Genomic DNA, 1,055 nt, shown 5'->3' with positions numbered 1-1,055 from the left:
GGCGTTGTTGAATAAATCGAACTTTTGGCCGTAGTCAGGATCAGATCACCACACTCCTCATCCTGCAGCGATATCACGTGGCAAAACAAAAGTTCAAAATCACCAACTGGGCCACCTACAACAAGGCGCTTGTCAATCGGGGCTCACTGACATTCTGGCTTGATGAGTCGGCCATTCAGGCCTGGTATGACGAGCCCAACACGTCTTTACGCGGTCGTCCGCAACGTTATTCTGAGCTGGCCATTTCCACCGTTCTGATGCTCAAACGCGTTTTTCGCCTCACACTTCGCGCTGCGCAGGGATTCATTGACTCCATCTTTACCCTAATGAAGCTCCCGCTCCGTTGCCCGGATTATTCCTGCGTCAGCAGGCGGGCTAAATCCGTCAGCATCCCTTTCAAAAACCCAACACGCGGTGAAATTGCCCATCTGGTTATCGATTCCACCGGATTAAAAGTCTTCGGTGAGGGTGAGTGGAAGGTGAAAAAACACGGCCAGGAAAAGCGCCGCGTCTGGCGGAAACTGCACCTGGCGGTGGACGCTGATACGCATGAGATTATCTGCGCTGACCTGTCCCTAAACAACGTGACTGATGCAGAGGCATTCCCGGGGCTTATCCGTCAGACGCACAGGAAAATCAGGGCCGCCTGTGCCGACGGGGCTTATGACACAAAGCGGTGCCACGACGAGTTGCGGCGCAAGAAAATTAAGGCGCTTATCCCGCCGCGAACGCGCGCCGGCTACTGGCCGGTGGAGTATGCCGACAGAAATCAGGCGGTGGCGAGGCAACGGCTTACCGGGAGCAATGCTTACTGGAAATGGCACACGGCTTATAACCGGCGTTCAGTGGCCGAAACGGCGATGTACCGCGTAAAACAGCTGTTTGGTGGGCATCTTACGTTGAGGGATTACGATGCGCAGGTTGGAGAAACTATGGCCATGATCCGTGCCTTAAACAAAATGACGCGTGCAGGGATGCCAGAAAGTGTGCGGATTGCCTGAGGAAATCAGTGACGAGAGGCGCTTTTATCTAAATCCGAATTATTCAACAAAGCC

At 53.8% G+C, this 1,055-nt stretch carries 1 protein-coding gene; it reads left to right on the top strand.

Going from position 1 to position 1,055, the window contains the following annotated elements; all coding sequences use genetic code 11:
- Nucleotides 1-77: 77 nt before the first annotated feature.
- Nucleotides 78-1,001, top strand: a complete 924-nt coding sequence (locus ACMV5I_RS29480; protein WP_226717630.1) for an IS5 family transposase — start codon at nucleotides 78-80, stop codon at nucleotides 999-1,001.
- Nucleotides 1,002-1,055 lie beyond the last annotated feature (54 nt).

It is taken from the genome of Serratia sp. T13T92, from assembly GCF_047530105.1.
In the GTDB taxonomy this organism is placed as follows: Bacteria; Pseudomonadota; Gammaproteobacteria; order Enterobacterales; family Enterobacteriaceae; genus Chania; species Chania fonticola.
Note: the sequence above shows the minus strand (reverse complement) of the source record. Positions and strands in the feature narration are given on the sequence as shown.